Source organism: Pseudomonas sp. IT-347P (genome assembly GCF_949768005.1).
Classification (GTDB): domain Bacteria; phylum Pseudomonadota; class Gammaproteobacteria; order Pseudomonadales; family Pseudomonadaceae; genus Aquipseudomonas.
In genome coordinates this window covers 642065-665937 of sequence record NZ_CATKPQ010000011.1, presented here as the reverse complement: position 1 = coordinate 665937, position 23873 = coordinate 642065, and the positions used below count along the sequence as shown (strand labels likewise).

2 protein-coding genes (1 of these 2 cut by a window edge) are annotated in these 23873 nt (G+C 64.0%); both read right to left on the bottom strand.

All coding sequences use genetic code 11. The features are described from left to right. Positions 1 to 10809, bottom strand: the 5' portion of a protein-coding gene (locus tag ACM6IV_RS06930; RefSeq protein ID WP_414869290.1) for a non-ribosomal peptide synthase/polyketide synthase. Its footprint begins 7020 nt before the window's first position; the window shows 10809 of its 17829 coding nt (coding positions 1-10809); it begins with the start codon at positions 10807 to 10809; the stop codon falls past the left edge of the window. After that, positions 10806 to 23822, bottom strand: coding sequence for an amino acid adenylation domain-containing protein (locus ACM6IV_RS06925; protein WP_414869289.1), 13017 nt, complete (start codon positions 23820 to 23822; stop codon positions 10806 to 10808). Before ACM6IV_RS06925 ends, ACM6IV_RS06930 begins: the two co-directional genes overlap by 4 nt. Positions 23823 to 23873 lie beyond the last annotated feature (51 nt).

Here is a 23873-nt window from a genome sequence, read left to right as displayed (position 1 = left end):
CGGCAGATCCTGATGTGCCTGCGCCTCCAGTGTCCGCGCCTTGACCCGCGCCAGCAGCGCTTCGACGTTCGGCGCGCCCGAGGTATCGATGCGCAGCGCCAGGGTGTTGACGAACATGCCGATCAAGCCTTCGATTTCCGCGCGGGAGCGGTTGGCCACGGGCGCGCCGACCACCACATCGGCTTGTCCGGACAGGCGACTCATCAGCAGTGCCCAGGCACTTGTCAGGGTCATGAACAAGGTCACGCCATGGCGCTGGCTCAGGGTTTTGAGTCCGGCGCTCAGGTTTGGGTCCAGCACGACTTCGAGGTGGCTGCCGGCATAGTCCTGTTGCGCCGGGCGCGGACGATCGGTGGGCAGCGTCAACAGCGCCGGCGCACCGTCGAGGGCTTGTTGCCAGTATTCGCTTTGCCGTTGCAGCACTGCACCGCTGAGCCAGCGTCGTTGCCACGCGGCATAGTCGCCATATTGCAGCGTCAGCGCCGGCAGCGGATCGGGCTGACCCTGGCTGAACGCCTGATACAACGCCTTCAACTCGCGGGTCAGCACGCCCATTGACCAACCGTCAGCGACGATGTGATGCACGGTCAACAGCAGCACATGGTGGTTGTCGGCCAGACGCAGCAACTGTCCACGAATCAGCGAATCGTTCTGCAGATCAAACGCGGTCGAAGTTTCCTGGGTCATCAACCGCTGCAAGGTGTGTTCGGCGTGCGGCTGTTGGCGCAGATCTTCTACGCGCAACAGCAAACCGTTATCGACCGGGGCAATCGACACCTGCGCGGTGTCGTCGTGGGGGATGAAACGGCTGCGCAGGGTTTCGTGGCGGGCCACGATGCGCGCCAGCGCTGCTTGCAGTGCATAGACGTCGAGGTCACCGCGCAGGCGCAGGGCGATGGGGATGTTGTACGCCGAGTTGCCGCCCGCCATTTGCGCCAGGAACCACAGGCGTTGCTGAGCGAAGGACAAGGTGCCGTCGCGCGTTACCGGGACAATCGACGGCTGGGCGCTGCGCTCGGCACCCGCCAGGCACTCGGCGACCGCCGCCAGTTCGGCATTGGCGAACAGATCCGCCAACGCCAGTTCGAGCCCCAACCGTTGTCGGACCTGCGCAACCATGCGCATCGCCAACAACGAATGCCCGCCGAGTTCGAAGAAATGATCATGGCGCCCTACCCGTTCGACCTGCAGCACCTCGGCCCAAATCTGCGCCAGCGTGGTTTCGGTCTCGCCCTGCGGCGCGGCGTAGTCGCGGGTGAACAACGCGGCCAGATCCGGTTTCGGCAACGCCTTGCGGTCGACTTTGCCGTTGGCCGTCAGCGGTAAGGCGTCAAGCCGCACAAAAGCGCCCGGCACCATGTATTCCGGCAGTTGCGCCAGCAGATGCGCACGCAGCTCGCCGACGTTCAGCGACTCGCCTTGCGTGGTTTCGGTGAAATACGCCACCAGTCGCGGCTGACCGGGTTGGTCTTCACGGGCCAGCAGCACGGCGTCCTGAATCCCCGGCAACTGATTAAGGCATGTCTCGATTTCGCCGAGTTCGATGCGCACGCCACGGATTTTCACTTGATCGTCATTGCGCCCCAGGTATTCCAGCGTACCGTCCTCGCGCCAGCGTGCGAGGTCACCGGTGCGATACATACGCGCGTTCGGCATAGGGCTGAACGGGTCGCGCAAAAAGCGCTCGGCGGTCAGTTCCGGGCGGTTCAAATAGCCACGGGCGACGCCAGCACCGCCAACGTACAACTCGCCCATCACCCCCAGTGGCACCGGCCGCTGCTGCTCATCAAGCAGATAAACACTGGCATTGCCCACCGGTTTGCCGATGTGCAGCACCTGCCCTGCCTCGATCAACCCGGACGTGGCAACCACCGTGGCCTCGGTCGGACCGTAGTTGTTGATCACCTTGAAGGACTGGTTGCGGCTGAACTGGCGCAGTCGGTCACCACCGATCAGCAAGGTTTTCAGGGTTGGATGCGCCTGCTGCTGGCTGAAGGCGTACTCGGCCACCGGGGTCGGCAGGAAGCTCACGTCCAGCGGCTGCGCGCGCCACCAGTCGAGCAGCGCATCGATGTCCTCGTTGCCATCGTGGGCCGGCGCCAGATGCAGGGTCGCGCCGACACACAACGCCGGCCAGACTTCCCAGGCCATGGCGTCGAAACCGAACCCGGCCAGGCTTGAAGTGTGGCTGCCGGCGTGCAGATCGAACGCCGCACAATGCCAGTCGAGCAGATTGCTCAGGGTGCGGTGCTCGACCATCACGCCTTTGGGCAGTCCGGTGGAGCCGGAGGTGTAGATCACATACGCCAGGTGTTGCGGCGTCAGCGCCGGCACTGACGGCGTGTCCATTCTGCTGCCTGGCCACTGACGCAAATCGAGGTCGATCAGCGGCACTGGCAGCTCGGGCAGGCGTGCGCGCAGTGCGCTTTGGGTCAACACGGCAACCGGCGCGCTGTCCTCCAGCAGATAGTTCAGACGCTCGGTTGGATGCGCCGGGTCCACCGGCACATAACCGGCGCCCGCCTTGAGAATCGCCACCAATCCGACCAGCGTATCGAGCCCGCGACGGGCAACGATGGCCACACGATCATCAGGCCGCACACCCGCTTCGATCAGGTGATGGGCCAAGGCGTTGGCCTGGTGGTCGAGTTCGGCATAACTCAGGCGCGCGCCAGCAAAAATCGCCGCCGGCGCGTGCGGTCGCTCAGCCACTTGCTGCTCGAAACGCTGAACGATGGTCAGCCCCTGAGGGTAATCGGCGTGGGTGGCGTTAAAGCCGATCAACAGCTGTTCGCGCTCAGCGGCCGGCAGGATCGAAAAGCGTTCGAAGCCTTGATGCGGTGCCTGTTCCAATGCCTGCACAAGGCTGTGCAAGGCACATTGCAGATAGTCGCAGGTGCGCCGTGCGTCGATGCCGGCACCGGCCAATGCGCTCAGGCTGAAGCCTTCGCCGAGATCGTCGACGCTAAGGGTCAGGCGATAGTTGCTGTGTTCCTCGGCTTGCAGCAATTGCATGCCGTGCCAGGCCGCCGCAGCCTCGGCCGAACTCGACGACGCCGCAGCCCCGTGGCGATAGTTGAACAAGGTGCTGAACAGCGGCGTGGTCGGCGCCATCGCGCTGCAATGCTGGATGCGCGCCAGTTGTGCGTGTTCGTGCTGGAGCAATTGGCTCAGCCGTTGATGGGTGGCCAAAGCTGCGCCTTTGACGCTGTGCGCGGTCAGATCGATGCGCAGCGGCAAGGTATTGATAAACACCCCGAGCGCACGCTCGGCACCCTCGCCGCCGTGCAAACGGCCAAGCAATACTGTGCCGAACACCACGTCGGCGCGGCCCGACAATTGCCCGAGCACCTGCGCCCAGGCCAGGTGCATCAGGCTCGCCGCGCTGACACCCAGGCGCCGCGCCTGCTGGCGGATGTCGCGGTTGAGTCCGGCGTCGAGGGTCAATCGGGCCTGCTCGACCAACCCTTCCTTTGCCGGGGTCTGGCCGTAGGGCAAGGTTGGCTCATCGACGTCGCCGAGCATGTCGCGGAAGAAGCTTTCATGCTGCTCATCGCTCATCCCGGCCAGGGTCTGCGCCACGTAGTTTCTGTATGGCACCGACTCGGCGAGACGTTGTGGCTGGCCGCTGAGGAAGGCCTGCATTTCGTGTTGCAGTACCTCCAGCGCGACGTGGTCCATCACCAGATGATGGAACAGCAGCAACGCGACAACCCGCTGATTGACCGCGTCCCACGCGTGAACCACGCGCATCAGCGGCGCCTGATTGACGGCCATGCGGTAATGACCGGCATCGAAGCGAGCGCGCAACTGCGCCAGTGCATCGCCGCTCGCGCCCTCCAGCGCAATAGTCTCGCAGACCAGCGACGCCTGACGCCAAACCACTTGCACCGGGTCTTCGAGGCCTTCCCAGAACAGCGAAGTGCGCAGGATGTCATGGCGTTGGATGACTTTCTGCAAGGCCTCGGTGAAGGCGTTCAGGCGCTGTTCATCGGCAAACGCAAACTGTGCCTGCAACACGTAGGGGTCGCCCTGAGCGGCCGACAGGTGATGGAACAGAATGCCCGTCTGCAACGGCGCCAGCGGGTAGATGTCCTGCACATTGGCCGCGCCGCCGGGGATGCTGGCAACGATGCGGTCAAGGCTCGCTTGATCGAGCGTTACCAGTGGCAGCAGTTGCGGCGTGATACGCGGGCAGTCCGGCGTAATGCGATTGGCCGGGACCTCGGCTTGCGGCTCGCCACCGACGGCCGCCGCCAGTGCGGCGAGTGTCGGCTGGTTGAACAGCACGCGAATGTCGGCGCTGAGACCGGCACGACGCATCTGCGCCAGCAGATTTACCGCCAGCAGCGAGTGCCCGCCCAGTTCAAAGAAGTGGTCGTGACGCCCCACCCGTTCCACGTTGAGCAATTCGGCCCAGAGCGCGGCGAGCAGGATTTCCACTTCGCCGACCGGCGCTTCGTATTCACGCGTGACCAGCGCCGTCAGATCCGGTGCTGGCAACGCCTTGCGTTCGAGTTTGCCGTTAGCGCTTAGCGGCAATGCATCGAGATGCACGAATACGCCAGGCACCATGTAGTCCGGCAGGTGCTCCAGCAGATGGCTGCGCAGCGCTTCGATGCCCAGCTGTTCGCCGGTGTAATACGCAACCAGACGCTTGTCGCCGGGCACGTCTTCGCGGGCCAGCACCACCGCTTCCTGCACCCCCTCGATCTGCGTCAGGCGTGCCTGGATTTCACCCAGCTCGATGCGCAAGCCACGGATTTTCACCTGATCGTCGTTGCGGCCCAGGTATTCAATGTTGCCGTCGGCCCGATAGCGGGCAACGTCGCCAGTGCGGTACATGCGGCCATTGGCCTGGAACGGATCGTCGAGGAAGCGTTCCGCGCTCAGTTCTGGTCGATTGAGATAACCACGCGCCACCTGCACGCCACCGATGTACAACTCACCGACAACGCCTAGCGGCACCGGTTGTTGTTGGCCGTCGAGGATGTACATACGGGTGTTGGCGATCGGTTTGCCGATCGGCGTGTTGTCCGGGGTTTGCTCCAGCGGCCCGGCGCAATTCCATGCGGTCACGTCGACGGCGGCTTCGGTCGGGCCATAGAGGTTGTGCAACGCACTGCCCGGCAATTGCCGTTTGAAACGCCGCACCAGACTGCCCGGCAACGCTTCGCCGCTGCACATTACATGACGCAGTTCCGAGCAGCGCTGGGTGTCGCCGTGGGCAAGGAACACGTCGAGCATCGACGGCACGAAGTGCAGCGTGGTAATCCGTTCCTGCTCGATGATTTCGCTGAGATACAGCGGATCCTTGTGGCCACCGGGCTGCGCCATGACCAGACGCGCGCCGGTCATCAGCGGCCAGAAGAACTCCCACACCGACACGTCAAAACTGAACGGCGTCTTCTGCAACACCGTGTCTGCCGCCGTCAGTGGATAGGCGTCCTGCATCCACAGCAAACGGTTGACCACCCCGGCATGTTCGTTGATCACGCCTTTTGGCTGGCCGGTCGAACCGGAGGTGTAGATCACGTACGCCATATGTTGCGGGGTCAACTCGGCGGTGGGCAGAGGGCCGCTCGGCAACGATTGCCAGTGCGCTTTATCGAGATCGACCAGCGGCACCGCGACGTCACCGAGCAGCCCGCGCGTGGAACCTTGAACCAGCACCGCCAGCGGCGCGCTATCGTCCAGCATGTAGGCCAGCCGTTCCAGTGGATACGCCGGGTCCAGCGGCACGTAACCGCCGCCGGCCTTGAGGATTGCCAGCAGGCCGATGACCATGTCCAGACCGCGCTCGACACAGATCGCCACCCGCGAATCCGCCTGCACGCCCAAGCCGCGCAGGTGCCGCGCCAGTTGGTTGGCCTTGGCGTTCAGCTCGGCATAGCTCAGGCGCTGCTCCCCGGCGAGCACCGCCGGAGCCTGTGGCGTGCGCGCCACTTGCGCCTCGAACAGACCGTGGAGGGTCTGCTCAAGGTTGTAATCCACCGTCGTGGCATTGAACTCATTCAGCAGGCGTTGCTGTTCGTCCTCTGCCAGCAGCGGCACGTGCTCCAGCACCGTTTGATCATTGGCGACCATCGCCTGCAACAGACGCTGGAAATAGCCGACAAAACGCAGCACCGTGGCCTCGTCGAACAGCGCTGTGGCGTACTCCAGCGAACCGCGAACTGCACCGTTGGACTCGCTCAGGTTCAACGACAGATCAAACTTGGCGAAGTGACTCGGCTCCGCCACGCCTTCCAGGGTCAAATCACCGAGGGCCAGCGCCGGGCCTTGCAGACCGTCCCAACTGAGCAACGTCTGGAACACCGGGCTGTGCGCCAGACTGCGCAGTGGCCGGGTGATTTCCACCACCTGCTCAAACGGCAGATCCTGATGCGCCTGCGCCGCCAGCGTCAGTGCCTTGACTCGGGCCAGCAGCGCTTCGACGCTGAGTTCGCCCGAGGTGTCAATCCGCAGGGCCAGGGTGTTGACGAACATGCCGATCAAACCTTCGATCTCGGCGCGGGTGCGGTTGGCCACGGGCGAACCGATCACTACTTCCGACTGACCGGACAAACGACCGAGCAGCATCGCCCAAGCGCTCATCAGCGTCATGTACAGCGTCACGCCATGGCGCTGGCCCAGCGCCCTGAGGCCGGCACTCAAGCGTTCATCGAGCACCACGTCGACGCTGCTGCCGGCGTAGTCCTGCTGCGCCGGTCGAGCACGATCGGTCGGCAACATCAACAACGCCGGAGCGCCCGCCAGCGTCTGCTGCCAGTATTCGCTCTGGCGCTGCAACACCTCGCCACTGAGCCAGCGCCGCTGCCACACCGCGTAATCGGTGTATTGCAGTGCTAGCGGCGGCAGCGGATCCGGCTGCCCCTGACTGAACGCCTGATACAGCGCCATCAGTTCACGGGTCAGAACCCCCATCGACCAGCCATCGGAGATGATGTGGTGCAGGGTCAGCAGCAGCACGTGATGATCGTCGGCCAGGCGCACCAGCCGTCCGCGAATCAGCGCGTCATCCTGCAAATCGAACGGCCCGGACGCTTCGCCCTGAATCAATGCCTGCAAGGCTTGCTCGGGTTGCGGGTGGTGGCGCAGGTCTTCGACGCGCAGTAACAGGCCGCTGTCGACCGGAGCGATCAGCACCTGTGCCTGATCATTGAACTGGGCGAAACGGCTGCGCAGGGTTTCGTGGCGGGCCACGATCCGCGCCAGTGCGCGTTGCAGGGCATCGTCGTCGAGGCGACCGCGCAAGCGCAGGGCCACGGGAATGTTGTACGCGGTGTTGGCGCCTTCCATTTGCGCCAGGAACCACAGGCGTTGCTGGGCGAACGACAGCGGCAAGGCGCCGTCACGCGGCACCGGCACAATCGCTGGTTGCGTGCAGCGCCCGGCCGCGTTCAGTACCGCAGCGACCGCCGCCAGTTCGGCGTTGGCGAACAGCTCAGCCAGCGCCAGTTCGACGCCAAGCCGTTGCCGCACTTGCGAGACCATGCGCATCGCCAGCAGCGAATGGCCGCCGAGTTCGAAAAAGTGATCCTGACGCCCGACCCGCTCGACCTGCAGCACATCGGCCCAGATCTGCGCCAGCGCGACTTCCACCTCGCCTTCGGGCGCCGCGTATTCGCGGGTGAACAACGCCGACAGCTCCGGCGCCGGCAAGGCTTTGCGGTCAACTTTGCCATTGGCGGTCAACGGCAACGCGGCGAGTTTGACGAACGCCACCGGCACCATGTACTCCGGCAAACGGCTTAGCAATTGCGCGCGCAGCTCACCGACCGGCAGCGCTTCGACCTGCGCCTGTTCGGTGAAATACGCTACCAGGCGCGGCTGGCCGGGTTGATCCTCGCGGGCCAGCAGCACGGCTTCCTGAATCCCCGGCAACTGATTGAGGCAGGTCTCGATTTCGCCCAGCTCGATGCGCACGCCACGGATTTTCACCTGATCGTCATTGCGCCCCAGGTAGTCGAGCGTGCCGTCTTCGCGCCAGCGTGCGAGGTCACCGGTGCGGTACATGCGCGCGTTCGGCACGCGACTGAACGGGTCACGCAGAAAGCGCTCGGCGGTCATCTGCGGACGGTTCAAATAACCACGGGCGACGCCGGCACCGCCGACGTACAACTCGCCCGCCACGCCCATCGGCACCGGGCGCTGGTGTTCATCGAGCAGGTACACCGTGGCGTTGCTTATCGGTTTTCCGATGTGCAGCACGTGCCCGGCCTCGATCAATCCAGACGTGGCAACGACCGTGGCCTCGGTCGGGCCATAGTTGTTGATCACGTCGAAATGCTGATTGCGATTGAACTGGCGCAAGCGGTCGCCGCCGATCAGCAGCGTGCGCAGGGTCGGGTGTTCGAGGTTCTGGCTGAAGGCGTATTCGGCCACCGGCGTCGGCAGAAAGCTCACGTCCAGCGGTTGCGCCCGCCACCACGCCAATAACGCGTCGATGTCTTCGTTGCCGTCGTGGGTTGGCGCCAGATGCAGCGTCGCGCCGGCGCACAGGGCCGGCCAGACTTCCCAGGCCATCGCGTCGAAACCGAAACCGGCGAGGCTGGAGGTGTGGCGACCGGCGCACAGGTCGAACGCCGTGCAGTGCCAATCGACCAGATTGTTCAAGGTGTGATGCTCGACCATCACGCCTTTGGGCAGGCCGGTTGAGCCGGAGGTGTAGATCACGTAGGCGAGATGTGCGGCGGTCAGGCCCGGCACCTGCGGATTGAGCGTGCAGCTCAGTGGCCAAGTGCAGCGGTCGAGGTCGATCACCGGCACGTCCAGTGCCGGCAAGCGCTCACGCAGATCGGTCTGGGTGAGGACCACCACCGGGGCGCTGTCGCTCAGCAGATAGTGCAAGCGCTCGGCCGGGTGCGCCGGATCGACCGGCACGTAACCGGCGCCGGCCTTGAGAATCGCCACCAGCCCGATCAGCGTATCGAGCCCGCGGCGGGCGACGATGGCCACGCGATCATCGGGTTTGACCCCGCGCTCGATCAGGTGATGCGCCAGGGCATTGGCGTGACGGTTGAGTTCGGCGTAGGTCAACTGCGCGTCGGCAAACACTGCCGCCAACGCTTCCGGTCGCTGCGCGACTTGAGCTTCAAAGCGTTGCTGCAGAGTCTGAGTCGGCGCAAAACTCATTTGTGTCGCGTTGAAACCGACCAGCACGTGCTCAAGCTCCGCTGCCGGCAGCACCGGTAACTGATTGACCGGCGTTTGCGGCGCCTGCTCCAGTGCCAGCAGCAGATGTTCCAGTGCGCAGTGCATGTAGGCGCAAATCCGCTGCGGGTCGATTTGCGTGCTCGCCAGCAAGGTCAGACTGAACGCATCGCCGAGGTCATCGACGCTCAGGGTCAGCGGATAGTTGGTGCGCTCCTCGGAGTGCAAGGTGGCAATGCCCTCCCACGCCGCCAGCGTTTCAGGGCTGGCCGTGGTGACGTTGTGGCTGTGGCGGTAATTGAGCAGCGTGCTGAACAGCGGCGTCGGCGCGACCACGTTGCTGCAGCGCTGGGCCAGTGCCAGCGGCGCGTATTCATGGCGCATCAGCGTGGTCAGCCGCGCATGGGTGGCGTTGACGGCGGCGCGCACGTCGGTGCTGTCGACATTTACCCGCAACGGCAAGGTGTTGATGAAGATCCCCAGCGCCCGGTCGACCGCTTCGGCGCCTTGCATGCGCCCCATCAGCACCGTGCCGAACACCACGTGTTGTTTGCCGGTCAACGCTGCCAATACCTGGGCCCAACCCAGGTGAAACAGGCTCGCGGCGCTTACCCCGAGCTGGCGTGCCTGGGCGCGCAAACGCTGGCCCAACAGCGCCTCGATCGGCTGGCTCAATTCGGCAATCTCGCTGCCGTCACCCTGCACGTCTTGCAAGCCGTACGGCAACGTCGGCTCGTCGATGTCGCTGAGCATGTCGCGGAAAAACGCCTCATGCTCGGCTTCGCTGACCCCCAGCCGCGCCTGCGCCACGTAATTGCGGAACGGCACCGGCCGCCCCAACGACTCGCGCTGGCCGCTGAGGCAGGCGCGCATTTCATGCCGCACCACGTCGAGGGCCGAGTGGTCGAGGGCCATGTGGTGGAACAGCAACGTCGCAATCACCCGTTGCCCGGCGGCGTCCCAGGCATGGGCCAGGCGCAAAAGCGGCGCGCGGCTGACGTCGAGGCGAAAGTGTCGGGCGTCGAACCGCTCGTGCAGGGATGCCAGCACATCGCTGTCAGCATCAGGCACCTCGATTTCTTCCACCGGCAATTCGGCGCGGCGCCAGACCACCTGCACCGGGGCGTCGAGGCCTTGCCAGTGCACCGAGGTGCGGAGAATGTCATGACGATCGATCACCGTTTGCAATGCTTGCGCGAACGCTTGAAAACGTTCACGGCTGGCGAAAGCGAACTGCGACTGCATGACATACGGATCGCCTTCACCGCCACTGACGTGGTGATAAAGAATGCCTTCCTGCAACGGCGCCAGCGGGTAAATGTCCTGTACATTCACCGCGCCGCCGGGCACTTGCGCCACGAGATGGTCGATGCTGATTTGATCCAGCTCGACCAGGGTCAGCATCGACGGAGTGATCTGCGTGGCGTCGGCAGCGATGCCGTTGACCGGCACCTCGACCTGACCGGCCTTGGTCGCCGTGTATTGCCCGGCCTTGATCAGCTCGATCAGCGCCGGTTTGTGTTCGCGCAACAGCGCCAGCAACGCCGGATCGCTCAAGGCCTGCTTGTTGCCGTTCACCCGCAGCTGATCATCGGTGACCGCCAGGTGGATGTCTTTAGCCTTCAATGTGGCCAACAGTTCGATCACGTTCACAGGACGATCTCCATTCGTTCGGTAATTGCGGCGTAGCCGGCCAGGGTCGGATGTTCGAACAGCGACCGGACATCGGCTTCCATGCCTTCCTGACGCAACCGGCCGATCAGACTGACCGCCAGCAGCGAGTGACCACCCAGCTCAAAAAAGTGATCGTGACGCCCTACCCGTTCGACGTTGAGCAGTTCGGCCCAGAGCCGTGCGAGGGTGATTTCGACTTCGCCCACCGGGGCTTCGTATTCGCGTGTGTTCAGCGCTTGCTGATCTGGTGCCGGCAACGCCTTGCGGTCGAGCTTGCCGTTGGGGCTCAGCGGTAAACCCTCGAGATGCACGAACACGGCGGGCACCATGTAATCCGGCAAGTGCTCGAGCAAATGACTGCGCAGCACGTCGATTTCCACGCGTTCACCGGTGTAATACGCGACCAGACGTTTGTCGCCAAACGCGTCTTCGCGGGCCAATACCACGGCTTCCTGCACACCCACGATCTGGGTCAGGCGTGCCTGGATTTCGCCCAGTTCGATACGCAAGCCTCGGATCTTCACCTGATCATCATTGCGGCCCAGGTACTCGATGTTGCCGTCGGGCCGATAGCGGGCGACGTCACCGGTGCGGTACATGCGTCCGTGCGGGTGAAACGGATCCTTGAGGAAACGTTCGGCCGTCAGCTGCGGCCGGTTCAGATAACCACGCGCCACCTGCACACCGGCGATGTACAGCTCGCCGATCACACCGTGCGGCACCGGTTGCTGTTGAGCATTGAGAATGTACATCCGGGTGTTGGCGATCGGTTTGCCGATCGGCGTGTTGTCCGGGGTCTGCTCGATGGACCCGACGCAATCCCACGCCGTTACGTCGACGGCAGCTTCGGTTGGGCCATACAGGTTGTGCAAACCGCTACCCGGTAATTGCAGTTTGAAACGCCGCACCAGACTGCCCGGTAACGCTTCACCGCTGCACATCACCTGCCGCAGACTGTCGCAGCGGGTGGTGTCGCTGTTGGCGAGGAACACGTCGAGCATGGACGGCACAAAGTGCAGCGTGGTGATGCGTTCGCGCTCGATCACTTCGCTCAGGTAGTGCGGATCCTTGTGCCCGCCAGGCTGCGCCATGACCAGTCGCGCGCCGGTCATCAGCGGCCAGAAAAACTCCCACACCGACACGTCGAAGCTGAACGGGGTTTTCTGCAACACCGCATCGGCCGCCGTCAGCTGATAGGCGTCCTGCATCCACAGCAAGCGGTTGACCACACCGGCATGCTCGTTGACCACGCCTTTCGGTTGGCCGGTCGAACCGGAGGTGTAGATCACGTAGGCGCTGTGTTGGGGCGTCAACGTCGCGATTTGCGGATTGTCGGCAGACAAGGTTTGCCAGGTATTCAGGTCGAGATCGACCACCGCTGCGGCGATATCCCCCAGCAACGCGCGGGTCGCCCCATGCACCAGCACCACGGCCGGCGCGCTGTCCTCAAGCATGTAGGCCAGGCGCTCCGGCGGATAGGCCGGGTCCAGCGGCACATAAGCGGCACCGGCCTTGTTGATCGCCAGCAGGCCGATGACCATTTCCAGGCTACGTTCGACGCAGATCGCCACCCGCGAATCCACCCGCACGCCAAGGCCGATCAAGTGTCGAGCCAAGCGGTTGGCGCGCTCGTTCAACTGGGTGTAGCTCAATGGCCGTTCGCCGGCGACAACAGCGACTGCCTGCGGCGTACGTTGCACCTGCGCTTCGAACAGGCCGTGCAGCGTCTGCTGCAAATCGTAATCGACGGCGGTGTCGTTGAGGCCGAACAGCAACGCCTGCCGCTCCTCGTCCGACAACACTGTCAGGTGGTTCAACGCCCGCTGCGGGGTGTGCTCCAGTGCTTCAACCAGTGCGATCAGCGCGTTGTGCATGTACTGACCGACGCGTGCCGCACCAATGCGCGACGGCGTCATCACGGTCAGTTGGAAGCCGGCGCCCAGATCGTCGACGTTGAGGGTCAACGGGTAATTGGTGCGTTCCTCGCCGGCAAGGGATTCGATGCCCTGCCAGGATTCACGCTTGGCCTCTTGTAGGGTTTCATTGTCGCTATGCCGGTAATTGAGCATCGCACTGAACAATGGCGACGGCGCCGCGACACCGCTGCAACGCTGGGCCAAGGCCAGCGACGCATGTTCGTGGGCCAACAGCGCACTAAGCCGCGCATGGGTCGCCTTGACCCCGGCGCGCACGTCGGATTCATCGACATCCACGCGCAAGGGCAAGGTGTTGATGAACATGCCCAATCCGCGATCCGCGCCCGCGCCGCCCTGCAGGCGGCCGAGTAACACCGTGCCAAATACCACGCGTTCCTGAGCGGACGTTGCCGCCAGCACCTGTGCCCAGGCGAGATGGAACAGGCTGGCGACGCTGACGCCGAGCAACCGCGCCTGACTGCGCAGACGCTGCGCCAGCAAGGCCGGCAGCGGCTGGCAGACTTCCTCGATGTCATTGCCATCGCCATGCACATCCTGCAAACCGAACGGCAGCGTCGGTTCGTCGATGTCGCCGAGCATCTCGCGGAAGAATGCTTCGTGCTCTTGTTCGCTGACGCCAAGGCGAGTCTGCGCGACATAATTGCGGTACGGCACAGCGGCCACCGGCAGTTGCTCATCACCCTGCAAAATCGCCTGCATTTCTGCGCTGACCACCGCCAGTGCGGTGTGGTCCATGGCGATGTGGTGGAACAACAGCATGGCAACCACGCGCTGATTGTGCGGATCGAGGGCATACACCAGACGCAGCAGCGGTGCCTGATCCAAGTCCAGACGCCAGTGCCGCGCATCGAAGCGCACACGCAGTTGATCGATGGCCTCACCCTGCGTCGGCTCCAGCGCCACGGCGTGTATCGGCAATTCCGCATGCCGCCAGACCACTTGCACCGGCGTCGGCAAGCCTTGCCAGACCACGGAGGTGCGCAGGATGTCGTGGCGCGTCATGACCTGACGCAGCGCCGCCGCGAACCCTTGAAAACGCTCGAGGCTGTCGAATGCCAGACACGATTGCAGCAGGTACGGATCGCCCTGCGCGGCGCTGAGGTGGTGATAGAGAATCCCTTCCTGCAACGGCGCCAGCGGATAAATATCCTGCACATTGGCCGCGCCACCGGGCACCGTGGCGACGATGCGTTCGATGCTGGCCTGATCCAGTTGCACCAGCGGCAGCATGTCCGGGGTGATGTGCGTGCAATCGGCCGCAATCAGATTTTCCGGCACCGCGACCTCGCGACCACTGCCCACCGCCGCCGCCAGCGCGGCCAGGGTCGGTTGGCTGAACAGCACGCGCACGTCGGTGCTCAGATCGACCTGACGCATGCGTTCGATCAACGTCACCGCCAGCAACGAATGCCCGCCCAGTTCGAAGAAGTTGTCGTGACGGCCGACCTGTTCGACGTTGAGCACGTCTGACCAGATCTGCGCCAGGGCGATTTCCACCGATCCTTGCGGCGCGGCATATTCGCGGCTCAGCCACGCCGTTTGATCCGGCTCCGGCAAGGCCTTGCGATCGAGTTTGCCGTTGGCGGTCAGCGGCAGTGCTGGCAGACGCACGTAAGCGGCGGGCACCAGCGCTTGCGGCAACTGCGCTTGCAAATGACTGCGCAAATCCTCGATCTCGACGCTCAGGCGTTCAGTGAACCACGCCAGCAACTGCCCGTCGCGCACCAGCACCACGCAATCCTGCACCGCTTCGTGCTGACTCAACGCCGCTTCGATTTCGCCCAGTTCGATACGCACGCCGCGCAGTTTGACCTGATCATCGTTACGTCCCAGGTACTCGATATTGCCGTCAGCCAGCCAGCGTGCGAGGTCGCCGGTGCGGTACATGCGCGCCTGCCGTACGTCGCTGAACGGATCGTCGAGGAAGCGTTCGGCGCTCAGTTCCGGACGATGCAGATAACCGCGCGCCACACCAGCGCCACCGACATACAACTCTCCCGCAACGCCGACCGGTACGGGTAGCTGCTGGTCGTCGAGCAGGTAAATTTTCGCGTTGGCCATCGGCCGGCCGATATGCAGCACCTGCCCGGCCTCGACCGCGCCGGAGGTGGCGACCACCGTGGCTTCGGTCGGGCCATAGTTATTGATCACCGCGAAGCTTTGCTCGCGAGGGAACTGGCGCAGTTTGTCACCGCCGATCAACAGCGTGCGCAAAGTCGGGTGGCCGAGGTCGCGACTGAACGCATATTCGGCGACCGGCGTCGGCAGGAAACTCACGTGTAACGGCTGCGCACGCCACCACGCCAACAATTCGTCGAGGTGCTCATTGCTCACCGACTCCGGCGGCAGATGCAGGGTCGCGCCCACGCACAGCGCCGGCCAGACCTCCCACGCCATGGCGTCGAACCCGAAACCGGCGACACTCGACGTGTGGCTGCCGGCGCGCAGGTCAAAGGCCTCGCAGTGCCAGTGCACCAGGTTCTCCAGCGTCGCGTGTTCGACCATCACGCCTTTCGGCTGGCCCGTGGAGCCGGAGGTATAGATCACATAGGCAAGATGCGCCGGGGCCAGCGTCGGCAAATGCGGATTGCTGTCGGACAAATGCTGCCAGGTGGGATGGTCCAGATCAATCAGCGGCACGGCGCCAAGCAAATCTGCCGTCGACGCCTGCGCCAGCACCGCTATCGGCGCGCTGTCCTGCAACAGATAGGCGATGCGCTCCGCCGGGTGCGCCGGATCGACCGGCACATAACCGGCCCCAGCCTTGAGGATCGCCAGCAACGCGACGAGCATTTCCGGGCTGCGGCGCAGGCACACGGCGACGCGGTCATCGGGCTGCACGCCGAGCCCGAGCAAGTGATGGGCCAGGCGATTGGCGCGTTGATTGAGCTGAGCGTAGGTCAGGTGCTGCGCGCCCTGCACCACGGCCAGTGCATGCGGCTGCTGCTCGGCCTGAACCTCGACCAAGTGCTGAATCGTCGCGCCATGCGGGTAGGCCGCGTCATGCTGGTTGAAGCCGACCAGCAAGTCTTCGTATTCCGCCACCGAGAGCACCGGCAACCGGTTGAGCGGGCGTTGCGGCGCCTCTTCCAGGGCCGTCACCAGATGTTCGAGTGCGGTGTGCATGTAACTGCAGATCCGCTGCGCACCGATCTGGGCCAGCGCCAGCACGTCGAGGACAAAACCTTCGCCCAGATCATCCACCGACAGGGTCAGCGGATAATTGCTGCGCTCCTCACCGCCAAGCATGCGCACGCCTTGCCAGATACCCTGACCGTCGCGCGCCTGCTGTTCGGCGGCGCTGTGCCGGTAGTTGAGCAAGGCGCTGAACAGCGGCGCGGAACCTGACATGCCGCTGCATCGTTGCGCCAGTGCCAGCGACGCGTGTTCATGAGCAAGCAGCGCCGTCAGCCGCGCATGGGTGGCTTTCACCCCGGCGCGTACGCCTTCACCGAGATCAACTCGCAGCGGCAAGGTGTTGATGAACACCCCGAGTGTGCGGTCGGCACCCTCGCCGCCCTGCATGCGTCCCATCAACACCGTGCCGAAGACCACGTCGCGGCGGCCGGAAACCACGCCCAACACCCGCGCCCAGGCCATGTGCATCAGGCTCGCCGGACTGACACCCAGCTGCCGCGCCTGTTCACGCAGACGCCGATTGAGTCCGGCATCCACCGCTTGCAGCGCTTCTTCGATGCCACGCCCGTCGCCCTGGACATCCTGCAGACCGAAGGGCAAGGTCGGTTCGTCGATATCGCCGAGCATCTCGCGGAAGAACGCTTCGTGTTCCTGCTCGTCAGCGCCCAAGCGCGCCTGCGCCACGTAATTGCGGTAAGGCATCGGTGGCGTCAGCGTGTCGACCTGATCGAACATCAACGCGTGCATTTCCCGACCGATCACGTCCATGGCGGTGTGGTCGAGAATCGAGTGATGGAACAGCACGATGGCGACGACTTGCTGTTGTGCCGGATCCTCGGCGTAGACCATGCGGATCAGCGGCGCAACGGTCAGGTCTAGGCGGTAATGCCGCGCATCGAAACGCCCGTGCAACTGCTCGAGCATGGCGCCGTCCTGCGCATCCAGCACGACTTGTTGCACAACTATCTGCGCTTCGCGCCAGACCACCTGATGCGGGCCGGGCAAGCCTTCCCAGACCACGCTGGTGCGCAAGATGTCATGGCGGGCGATGACCTGCTGCAAGTGTGCGGCGAAGGTTTGCAAACGCTCGAGACTGTCGAAAGCCAGACGCGATTGCAGCAAGTACGGATCGCCCTGTTCGGCACTCAGGTGGTGATAAAGAATGCCTTCCTGCAGCGGCGCCAGCGGATAGATGTCCTGCACATTCGCAGCACCGCCCGGCACTGTGGCGACGATACGATCGATACTGGCCTGATCCAGCGTGGTCAGGGTCAGCATGTCCGGGGTGATGTGCGTGCAATCGGCCGCAATCAGATTGGCCGGCACGGTGATTTCCCGGCCACTGCCCAAGGCACGCGCCAGCGCAGCGAGGCTCGGTTGATTGAACAGCACCCGCACATCGGCGCTCAGACCGGCCTGACGCATGCGCTCGATCAGGCTCACCGCCAACAGCGAATGGCCGCCGAGTTCAAAGAAGTTGTCGTGACGGCCGATCTGTTCGATGTTCAGTACGTCGGCCCAGATCTGCGCCAACGCGATCTCGACCGGGCCTTGCGGTGCTTCGTATTCACGGCTGAGCCACGCCTCCTGATCCGGCTCGGGCAAGGCCTTGCGATCGAGTTTGCCGTGGGCCGTGAGCGGCAGGCTGTCCAGGCGCACGTAAGCCGCCGGCACCAACGTGTCAGGCAGGCGTGCTTGCAGATGCTGGTGCAAGTCGCTGATCTCGACAGCTTCGGTTGCGGTGAACCAGGCGACCAGACGCCCGTCACGCACCAACACCACGCATTCGCGAACCGCAGCGTGAGTACTCAGGGCGGCTTCGATTTCGCCGAGTTCAATGCGCACACCACGCAGTTTTACTTGATCGTCGTTGCGCCCGAGGTATTCGATATTGCTGTCCGCCAGCCACCGCGCGAGGTCGCCGGTCCGGTACATGCGTGCATGCGGTTCATCGCTGAACGGGTCGTCGAGGAACTGCGCAGCGGTCAGTTCCGGGCGGTTCAGATAACCGCGCGCAACCCCGGCGCCACCGACATACAACTCGCCTTGCACACCGGTTGGCACAGGCTGCTGCTGACGGTCCAGCAGATAAATCCGCGCATTGGCAATCGGCCGGCCGATGTGCAAAACCCGCCCGGATTCGATGCGCCCGGACGTCGCCACCACCGTGGCTTCGGTCGGGCCGTAGTTGTTGATCACGTCAAACGTCTGATCAAGCGGGAACTGGCGCAACTTGTCGCCACCGATCAGCAGCGTGCGCAAGGTCGGATGGCCCAGCTCGCGACTGAATGCGTATTCGGCGACCGGGGTCGGCAGAAAGCTCACCTGCAACGGCTGCGCACGCCACCATTCGAGCAATTCATCGAGATGTTCATTGCTGATCGCGGGCGGTGGCAGATGCACGGTCGCGCCGACGCACAACGCCGGCCAGACTTCCCAGGCCATGGCATCGAAACCACAACCGGCGACGCTGGCGGTGTGGCTGCCGGCATGCAGATCGAAGGCTTCGGCATGCCAGTGCACAAGGTTTTCCAGAGTGCGGTGCTCGACCATCACGCCTTTCGGCTGCCCGGTAGAACCCGAGGTGTAGATCACGTAGGCCAGATTCGCCGGGGTCAGCCTCGACCGCTCAGGGTTGGCGTCAGGCAAGTGCTGCCAGTCGCCGGCGTCCAGATCGATCACGGGGACAACGCCAAGCAGCTCGCGCGTTGCGGCTTGCGCGAGTACGGCGATTGGGTCGCTGTCCTGCAATAGATAGGCGATGCGCTCTGCCGGGTAATCCGGATCAATCGGCACATAACCGGCGCCGGCCTTGAGAATCGCCAACAGCGCAACCAGCATGTCAGGGCCGCGACGCAGGCACAGCGCGACACGATCGTCGACTTGCACGCCGAGGCCGATCAGGTGGTGGGCAAGACGATTGGCGCGCTGATTCAGTTCGCGGTAGCTGAACTGCTGCTCGCCCTGCACCACCGCAAGCGCCTCGGGATGCGCCGCCACTTGCGCTTCGAACAGGCGCGGCACGGTCTGCGCGGGCGGGTATTCACGACCGCTGATGTTGAAGCCAACCAGCACCCGTTGCCGCTCGCTTGGCGACACGATCGACAGCTGCTGCAACGGCGCCTGCGGCCTGTACTCCAGCGCCGTCACCAGGCTGTGCAACGCGGTTTGCAAGAAATCGCAGACCCGCGCGCCGTCCACTTGTGGCACAGCTTGCACGTTCAAGCGGAAACCTTCACCGAGGTCATCGACGCTGACCACCAGCGGATAGTTGCTGCGCTCGCGGGAGCTGAGAATCTGTACGCCCTCCCACGCTACGGCGGCCGACTCGGGCGCACTGTGGCGGTAGTTGAGCAAGGTGCTGAACAGCGTCTGCGAACCGGCGAAGCCACTGCAACGCTGAGCCAGTGCCAGCGAGGCCTGCTCGTGGCCGAGCAACTGCGCCAGCCGCGCATGGGTACCCCGCACGCCGCTCTCTACCGAGTCCGCGCCGACACTGACGCGCAACGGCAAGGTGTTGATGAACATGCCCAGCGCCCGGTCTGCGCCCTCGCCGCCCTGCATGCGCCCGAGCAATACCGTGCCGAACACCACGTCCTGCTGGCCGGACACCTGCGCCAGCACCTGAGCCCAGGCCTGATGCACCAGACTGGCGACGCTGACACCCAGCCGCCGCGCCTGCTCGCGCAGACGCTGGCCGAGGCCGGCGTCGAGGTCTGCCTGGCTGTCAAGGATGTCGCTGCCATCGCCGTGCACGTCCTGCAGACCGAAGGCCACGGTCGGTTCGTCGATTTCGCCAAGCATCTCGCGGAAGAACGCCTCGTGGGCCTGATCATCGGCGCCAAGCCGCGCCTGCGCGACAAAGTGACGGTACTGCACCGGCGGCGGCAGGTCACTGCTGCGGCCGAGCATGACGTCGTTCATTTCCGCGACCAGCACCTCCAGTGCGGTGTGATCGAGGACGATATGGTGCATCAGCAGCATGCCGACCCAGCGCTTGTTTGGCTGATCTTCGGTGTAGGCAAAACGCATCAGCGGCGCACGATTGAGGTCCAGACGATAGTGGCGTGGATCGAAACGCGCCTGCATCTGCTCCAGCACATCGCCGTCGAGTTCGTCGGCATCGACGCGTTCCAGCGCCAGTGGCGCCTCGCGCCAGACCACTTGCACCGCTTCTTCGAGCCCTTCCCAAACGATGCCGGTGCGCAGGATGTCATGGCGCTCGATCACGCCGTTCAAGGAACGGACGAAGTCTTTGATCTGCGCCAGTCCGTCGAAGGCGAATTGCGCCTGCAACACATACGGATCGCCGGCGCTGGTGGCCAGGTGGTGATAGAGAATCCCGGCCTGCAACGGTGCCAGGCCATAGATGTCCTGCACATTGGCGATGCCGCCCGGCACCGTTTCAACGACACGATCGATCGCGGCCTGATCGAGACTGGCCAGCGGCAGCATCGCCGGAGTAATGCGCGGGCAACCCGGCTCGATCAGGTTGTCCGGAACGACGATCACGCGTTCATTGCTCAGGGTTGCCGCCAGTGCTGCCACGCTCGGCTGACCGAACAGCACGCGCACATCACAATGCAGGTCCTGTTGGCGCAGGCGTTCGATCAGCTTTACCGCCAGCAGCGAATGACCACCCAGTTCGAAGAAATTGTCGTGGCGACCGACCTGCTCGACACCCAGCAACGTCTGCCAGAGTTCGGCAATCAGCTTTTCCACGGCACCGATCGGTGCTTCGAAACCGCGCCGGGCAAACGCCTCGCTGTCCGGTGCCGGCAAGGCTTTGCGGTCGAGCTTGCCATTGGTGGTCAGCGGAAAGGCCTCCAGACGCACGAATGCGCTCGGCACCATGTAGTCGGCCAGCACAGACAGCAGATGATCACGCAATTGCGCCACATCCGGCGCCGCACCTTCATCGGCCAGCCAGTACGCGACCAGACGCTGATCACCGGGGCTGTCTTCGCGGGCGATCACCACGGCTTCGCGCACACCTTCGCAGGCGCACAGGCGCGCTTCGATTTCGCCCAGTTCGATGCGGAAACCGCGAATCTTCACTTGATCGTCGTTACGGCCCAGGTATTCGAGACTGCCGTCTGCGGCCCAGCGCGCCAGGTCACCGGTTTTATACAATCGCGCCTCGGCGTTGTCGCCGAACGGATCCTTGATAAAGCGCTCGGCGGTCAGCGCTTCGCGATTCAGATAACCACGCGCCACCCCGGCGCCGCCGACGTACAACTCGCCAATCACGCCGACGGGAACCGGTTCACGCTGCGCATCGAGGACATACAGTTGCAAATCGGGAATGCGCACGCCAATCGGGCTGACGCCGAGTAATTGCGCGTCGGCGGCCTGCAGCGATCGATAGGTCACGTGCACGGTGGTTTCGGTGATGCCGTACATGTTCACCAGTCGCGTTCCGGCATTGCCGACCCGCGCATACCACGGTTTGAGCAGGCCCGGTTCCAACGCTTCGCCACCGAAAATCACTTCCCGCAACGAGTGCTGCAACGTGCTGCGGCCCTGCGCGGCGATCAGTTGGCGGAACGCGCTCGGCGTCTGATTGAGCACAGTGACGCCGGTCTGGCAGAGCAATGCATAGCAGTCATCCGGCGAGCGGCTGACGGCTTGCGGGATCAACAGCAATTGCCCGCCGAACGCCAGTGCGCCCCAGATTTCCCAGACCGAGAAGTCGAACGCAAAGGAATGGAACAGCACCCCGATATCCTGCTGGTTGAACTGGAACCAGTCCTGAGTGGCAGAAAACAGCCGCGCCACGTTGCGGTGCTCGACCATCACGCCCTTGGGCAAACCGGTGGAACCGGAGGTGTAGATCACGTACGCCAGATGCGCCGGGGTCAGCTCGGGGATCTGCGGATTGCTGTCGAGTTCGGCCTTGAGGTGAGTGCTGTCGAGGTCAATTAGCGGCACATGCTGGTCGGCCACGCGATCACGCGTCGCCGCCTGCATCAGCACCGCTGCCGGGGCGCTGTCCTGCAAGGTGAAGCTGATTCTGTCGAGCGGATAGGCCGGATCGATCGGCACATAACCGGCGCCGGCCTTGAGCACACTGAGCAGACCAATGATCATTGGCGCACCACGCTCGACGCAGATCGCCACGCGATCGTCGGGACGAATGTTCAGGGCCAGCAGATGATGGGCGACCTGATTGGCGCGACGATTGAGTTCACCGTAGCTGAGGGTTTGCCCGTCGAAAATCAGCGCCGTGGCCTCTGGTCGGGCCTGGGCATGGGCTTCGAATTGCTGGTGAATCAGCGGGGTTTGCGGGCACTGTGCCAGCGGCAGATTGACGCCGTGCAGCAGGTGTTCGCGTTCGCTCGCCGGGAGGATGCGCAGCGTTTGCAGCGGCACATCGGCGCTGGTTTGCAGGGCCGCAAGCAGACTCTCCAGCGCCGTGTTCAGGTAGGCGGCCATGCGCTCGGCACCCAGCGCTGCATCCGCCAGCGCGGTGATGCGCAAATCTGTGCCGAGGTCATCGATGTTGATGGTCAGCGGGTAGTTGGTGCGCTCGCGGGCACCCAGCACCTGCACGCCGGGGGCGATGTCGACCACCTCCGCCACTTCCTCAACGCTGCTGTGTCGGTAATTGAGGATCGCACTGAACAGCGGCGTCGGCACCGCCACTGCGCTGCAGCGTTGCGCCAAAGCCAGCGAAGCCTGCTCGTGCGCCAGCAGCGCGGTCAGGCGCTGATGGGTCGTCCGCACGCCGGCACGCACGCTGTGCGCGCCGACATCAACGCGCAGCGGCAAGGTGTTGATGAACATCCCCAACGCTTGCTCGCCACCCTCGCCCGCGTCCATCCGCCCCAGCAACACGGTGCCGAATACTACCGCCGTGCGCCCGGACAGTTGCCCCAATACGCGCGCTAGCGCCAGATGCGTCAGGCTCGCGACACTCACGCCGAGCTGCCGCGCCTGCTCGCGCAACTGCTGGCTCAAGTGGCTGTCGAGCAGCAACGCAGCTTCTTCAATGGCATGCCCGTCGCCCTGCACATCCTGCAAGCCACACGGCAGCGTCGGCTCGTCGATATCGGCGAGCATGTCGCGGAAAAACGCTTCTTGCGCCTGCTGATTGCCGGCACTGCGCGCCTTGGCCAAGTGATCGCGATACGGCACGGCCGCAGCCACTTGTGCGCTCTGCCCGAGCAGAAACGCCTGAATTTCCCGACGCAGTACATCCAGCGCGACGTGATCCATGATCATGTGATGAAACAGCAACAGCGCGACCACGCGACCCTGAGCAGGATCCTGCGCATACACCAAACGCAGCAACGGCGCTTGCTGCATGTCGAGACGCAAGTGCTGCGGGTCATGCCGTTCGAGAAGTTGCGTCAGCACATCGGCGCCACTGTTGACGGGGATTTCTTCACACACCAGCGGCGCCTCGCGCCAGACCACTTGCACCGCCTCGTCGAGGTATTCCCAGACGAACGAGGTACGCAGAATGTCATGACGCTTGACCACCCAGCGCAGTGCTTCGACGAACGCTTGCAGCCGCTCCTGACTGTCGAACACGAAGCGCGCCTGAGAGATATAGGGATCGCCGGCAGCGGCCGAGAGGTGGTGATACAGCATGCCCTCCTGCAACGCGGACAGCGGATAGATGTCCTGCACATTGGCGGCGCCACCCGGCACCGTGGCGACGATGCGGTCAAGGGTGTCCTGATTCAGCTTCACCAACGGCAGCATGTCCGGAGTAATGCGAAACGCAGGACTCAGCCAGTCGCCGCCGTGCTCGGCGACCAGTTCCAGCAGTTGCGCCTTGTGCGCCGCGAGGCTGTCCCACAACGCGTCATCCAGCGCGTCGTCGCTGCCCAGAATGACCAAGTCTTCATCTTCCTGTTGAAGGCGGATCGCATGGGTGGAAATGACGGCCATCAGTTCGCTGAAATGCATGAGGTAACCTGCTGTAAATACGGAAAAAAGGAGCGCGCAGCAGCGAGTCCG

Coding starts and splice junctions, on each gene's coding strand:
- ACM6IV_RS06925 (WP_414869289.1), bottom strand. CDS start 23,822: ATGCATTTCAGCGAACTGATGGCCGTCATTTCCACCCATGCGATCCGC.